This is a genomic window from Enteractinococcus helveticum, from assembly GCF_020742345.1.
Lineage (GTDB): Bacteria > Actinomycetota > Actinomycetes > Actinomycetales > Micrococcaceae > Yaniella > Yaniella helvetica_A.
Genome location: NZ_DYXC01000097.1, coordinates 1 through 4443, shown reverse-complemented (window position 1 = coordinate 4443; position 4443 = coordinate 1). Strand labels below are relative to the sequence as shown.

The following is a 4443-nucleotide window of genomic DNA, read 5'->3' as shown; positions in this document are numbered from 1 at the left end:
TAGGGTGGCGTTGTGGTTCCCAATATTCCGAATGAGTCTCAAGAACTTGATCAGCTCAATGCCGCGCGTCAACAATTACTCGATGCTGGTGCTGAACAGCTGCCACGTTTCCCCTGGCAGCCCTCTGGCGTGAAGCCGGATGACGTGAGCCTGCTTCGATTTGCCATGTGGCAAGCGAACTCCTCAGTGGGTGAAGCATCTCATAACGACATTCGAGCAGCTCTACGACTGGTTGAATCAGCCAGGGCTGATCTTGATGGCCTTGAATCGGGACTCATGCTGATTGCCCGAGCGGAAGGTCTCACCTGGCCAGATATCGCCGAGCAACTCGGGGTGAAGTCCCCGCAAGCAGCTCAACAGCGATTTCAGCGGGTAGCTACTCGCGCACAGCATGATGAGGATCGAGGAACCCGCGGTGACGACTGAACGCACCGAAGCATCATGGCATTCCAGTGCGGAACTTTTAGTGCTCCACGGGGTGCGCTTAGCAGGCTTCGCCACGGTCAAAGCGGTTGCCGAGCGGGCCGAGTTGCCAGCAAATGTTGTCGATAACCAGCTTGGTGTGCTCGAAGGCCAAGGCCTGGTTGAACATATGGCCTTCGGGGATGCCAGTGGCTGGATCCTTACCGCAGAGGGCAAAGAGCGCGATACTGAATTGCTGCGTGAAGAATTGATCGCATCCGGTGCAGAATCGAAGCTCCGGGGCGCGCTGGATGATTTCGAAAACACGGTGAATGCTGACCTTGTCCGGGTGATCACCGCTTGGCAACTGCAGTCTGCCGCTGAACAAGAAACCTCGAGCACTGCAGTCTTGCAAGAGCTGACCGAACTCGGTGAAGCGCTTGTGAAACTCTTGATCCCCTTGACTGAGCGGCTTCCACGGTTTAGCCGCTACCCACGACAATTTCGAGAGGCGTTAGCACAAGCTCGCAGTGGTGATATGCACTGGGTCGCGGGCGTCGGGGTGCTTTCTTGTCACACCGTGTGGGCTGAACTCCACCAGGATCTGCTGTCCAGCCTGGGCCGAGAACGCACCACCGGAACCTGAACTGAACAGACTTGACGTACATGCTTACCGAGCTGCGATGAACGGGCGTTGCCGGAGAAAGGAAGCAATGAACGTGCTGGACCTTATCAACGCAACCGGCCCTGATGCAGGAGGCAAAGCCGCACCCCTGGCGCAACTGCTACAGGCTGGATTCAATGTTCCACAAGGGTTTGTGGTGCCAACCGATGTTTATCAAACAGTAGCCAAAAACAACGGCCTCACCCCGGGATCGACTGACGATTTTGCAGATGCGCGCGCACGGATCTTGGACATCCAACTTCCTCCTCGCGTCGTGGATGACATCTCAAAGGCGCTTGAACAGCTCACCCAAGGAGCCGCTACAGATTATGTTGCTGTGCGTTCCTCTTCAAGCTCAGAGGACAGCACCCTGGCTTCCGCCGCTGGCCAACATGACAGCTTCCTGGCGGTCCGCGGGGTCGAGCAGGTATGTCAGGCGATTTTGCAATGCTGGGCCTCATTGTGGTCTGAGCGGGCCGCGGCATACCGCGCGCATCAGCCCAGCCACCACCCAATGGACATGGCTGTCCTAGTTCAGCGGTTCGTTGACGCCGACGCATCTGGGATGATGTTCACCGGAAATACGAGCGTGATCGAAGCATCCTTAGGTCTTGGCGAACGCATTGTGGCAGGACAGCTCACCCCCGACTCGTGGCGAGTTGCGGGAGCACAGATTGTTGATCGACGACGAGGCGACCAGAGACAGCGTATAGATCGCATGGGCAACATGCTGCAGACCCGCCCCATATTGCCCGGTGAACGGACCAAAGCGTGTCTTACCGACCACCAGGTCTTGCGCCTGGATGCTATGGGGCAGGCAGTATCCACGATGCTGGGTGGTCGCAGAGACATCGAATGGGCCATCGACGGCGACACCATCTGGATTCTGCAAGCACGACCCATAACATCACAACTTCCGGACTTCTCGAGGCCACGTCGACAAGCCGTCGACGGGAGCGCCGTCCTCACCGGAGATCCCGCCAGCCCGGGTACCGCATCCGGGCCGGTCCGACTCATTTGCGGGCCCGCTGATTTTGCCACTGTTGAAGCGGGAGATGTGATCGTATGTCGTACGACTGATCCAGCGTGGACTCCGTTGTTTTCCCTGGCAGCCGCGGTCATAACGGAAACCGGCGGAGTGCTGTCTCACGCAGCAATCGTGGCTCGTGAAGTCGGGATACCTGCCGTGCTCGCGGTGCCGCGAGCCACTGAACTTTTAAGACCAACATCGGTGGTCACTGTTGATGGCACCACGGGAGCCATTACCCCCGTCGAATCCTAAGCCAGGGGTATCGCGGCGTACCTCGACGAGCTCTAAGCTGGAGGACATGACAGATTCTTCTTTGACCAACTGGACAGGCCGCGACGATGGCCCGGGCCCAGAACACGCCCGCTGGCACAACCGCATCCAAGCCGTTGACCCAACCCAGCCAGGCGTGGCGCTCCTAGGTTTTGCCTCTGATGAAGGGGTGCGCCGGAATCAGGGTCGAGTTGGTGCGGCCCAGGGGCCAGCCGCAATTCGTGCAGCACTGGGTTCCTTCGCCGTCCACCACGACTTTGCACTGTATGACGCCGGTGATATCGACGTCGTCGAAAATGATTTAGCAGGCGCGCAACAGCGTTACGGTAATGCGTTGGCGGGACTGCTGTCGCAGAATCACATGACTGTGGGGCTGGGTGGCGGTCATGAGATCACGTGGGCGTCGTATTTGGGCGTGCGGGCGGCCTTCCCGGATGCACGATTAGGCATGTTTAATCTGGATGCACATTTCGATAATCGTCCGGGTGAACAGGCGACCTCGGGTACTGGTTTTGCCCAAATTATGGAAGCTGAGACGGGCCGAAACACCTTGGTGTCGGCCATGGGTGTTGCGGAGGCGTCGAATACGGCTGATCTATTTAACCGGGCACGGCAGGCGGGCATCGGGTGGATGACAGACGACCGGTGGATTACCTACCCTGGTGAGGCAGGTCGGGCCGTGGCACAGCTATTGGAGCAGGCCGATATAGTTTATCTGACCATTGACCTCGATGTGCTGCCCGCCGCCGTGGCGCCGGGAGTCAGTGCACCGGCAGCATATGGTGTGCCGTTGCCCTTGGTTTCTGCGGTGATTGATCATGTTGCGGCATCCGGCAAGTTGGTGCATGCCGATATCGCGGAGTTGAATCCGACCTTGGATGTTGATGGTCGAACAGCAGCTGTGGCAGCGCGGCTGGTAGATCGTCTGACAAGCGCTGCACGGGCTAGAACGTGGTGAACACTACCTTCGGCAATACCTGAGATGATAGAGGTTGCTGCATGACAGTCCTGATTGCTTTTTTCGCCAACGTGCTGGTTGCGGTTGCAAAATCGGTGGCGGCTGTGATGACCGGTTCGGCGTCAATGCTTGCTGAAGCAGCACATTCGTGGTCGGATGCTGGTAATGAAGTGTTCCTGATCATTGCTGATAAGCGTTCGGTGAAGCCACGGGACGAGCGTCATCCGCTGGGTTACGGGCGGGAAGCATATGTGTGGTCGATGATCGCCGCATTCGGTATTTTCACGGTCGGCGCGGCGGTCTCGGTGATGCACGGGGTGCAAGAACTAGCCAACCCCGGGCCGGTGGAAGCCCCTGGCGTTGCCTATGCCGTACTTGGAATCGCGTTCGTGCTTGAAGGAATATCCTTTACACAAGCAGCGCTGCAAATTCGACGTCGTGCCCGGCAAGTCGCTGTGTCGCCGTTGCGAATGCTCTTTGGTAGCTCGGATGCCACATTACGTGCGGTAGTTTTTGAAGACTTCGCGGCACTGATCGGTTTGGTGATCGCAGCCGGCAGTATCGGGCTACATCAGCTGACCGGTAACGCGGTGTGGGATGCGGTGGGCTCAATCGCCATTGGCGTGCTGCTTGGGGTTGTCGCACTGGTCTTGATCGAACGTAATCGCCACTTTCTGGTGGGTGCGGCGTCGTCGGCGTCATTACGGAACCAGGTTGGTCGACGACTTCTGGCCCAACCTGAGATTGAACGGGTGACATATCTGCATCTGGAATATGTTGGCCCGGTCCGGTTGTTCCTCGTCGCTGAAGTTGACCTGGTCGGAAACGCCGTTGAGGACGACGTCGCGACTCGCCTGCGCCGTATTGAATATGCGCTTGAGCAGCACGAACAGATCGCAGAAGCGGTCCTGTCACTGTCGGTCAGTGATGAAGCATCCTTGCGGTTCGATACCTAAGATCACCGGCGTTGGATAACGCTATGTGGTTGCGGATTCCTCAGCGTCCGAAGCGGGTCAGTCGCAGGGAGTTGAGTACAACGAGCACTGAGGATGCTGCCATGGCAGCGCCGGCGAACATGGGGTTCAGTAGGCCAAGTGCCGCAATCGGAATTCCGGCCGT

5 protein-coding genes are annotated in these 4443 nt (G+C 58.1%); all 5 read left to right on the top strand.

Annotation, left to right across the window (positions count from 1 at the left end; genetic code table 11):
• Nucleotides 1-12 precede the first annotated feature (12 nt).
• The 5 genes from K8V32_RS08910 (at nucleotide 13) to K8V32_RS08890 (ending at nucleotide 4280) form a co-directional block, all read left to right on the top strand.
• Nucleotides 13-426, top strand: a complete 414-nt coding sequence (locus tag K8V32_RS08910; RefSeq protein ID WP_303906030.1) for a hypothetical protein — start codon at nucleotides 13-15, stop codon at nucleotides 424-426.
• Nucleotides 416-1048: a transcriptional regulator gene (locus K8V32_RS08905; protein ID WP_303906027.1), complete on the top strand. Its 633-nt coding sequence runs from the start codon at nucleotides 416-418 to the stop codon at nucleotides 1046-1048. Before K8V32_RS08910 ends, K8V32_RS08905 begins: the two co-directional genes overlap by 11 nt.
• A 73-nt stretch (nucleotides 1049-1121) precedes the next feature.
• Complete coding sequence (locus tag K8V32_RS08900; RefSeq protein ID WP_303906024.1) at nucleotides 1122-2348, top strand: PEP/pyruvate-binding domain-containing protein; 1227 nt, start codon at nucleotides 1122-1124, stop codon at nucleotides 2346-2348.
• 46 nt (nucleotides 2349-2394) lie between these two features.
• The gene (gene hutG / locus K8V32_RS08895; RefSeq protein WP_303906021.1) at nucleotides 2395-3324 is read left to right on the top strand and encodes a formimidoylglutamase; all 930 of its coding nucleotides are present in this window, start codon (nucleotides 2395-2397) and stop codon (nucleotides 3322-3324) included.
• 41 nt (nucleotides 3325-3365) lie between these two features.
• Entirely contained in the window at nucleotides 3366-4280 is a 915-nt protein-coding gene (locus K8V32_RS08890) for a cation diffusion facilitator family transporter (protein ID WP_303906018.1), read from the top strand.
• Nucleotides 4281-4443 lie beyond the last annotated feature (163 nt).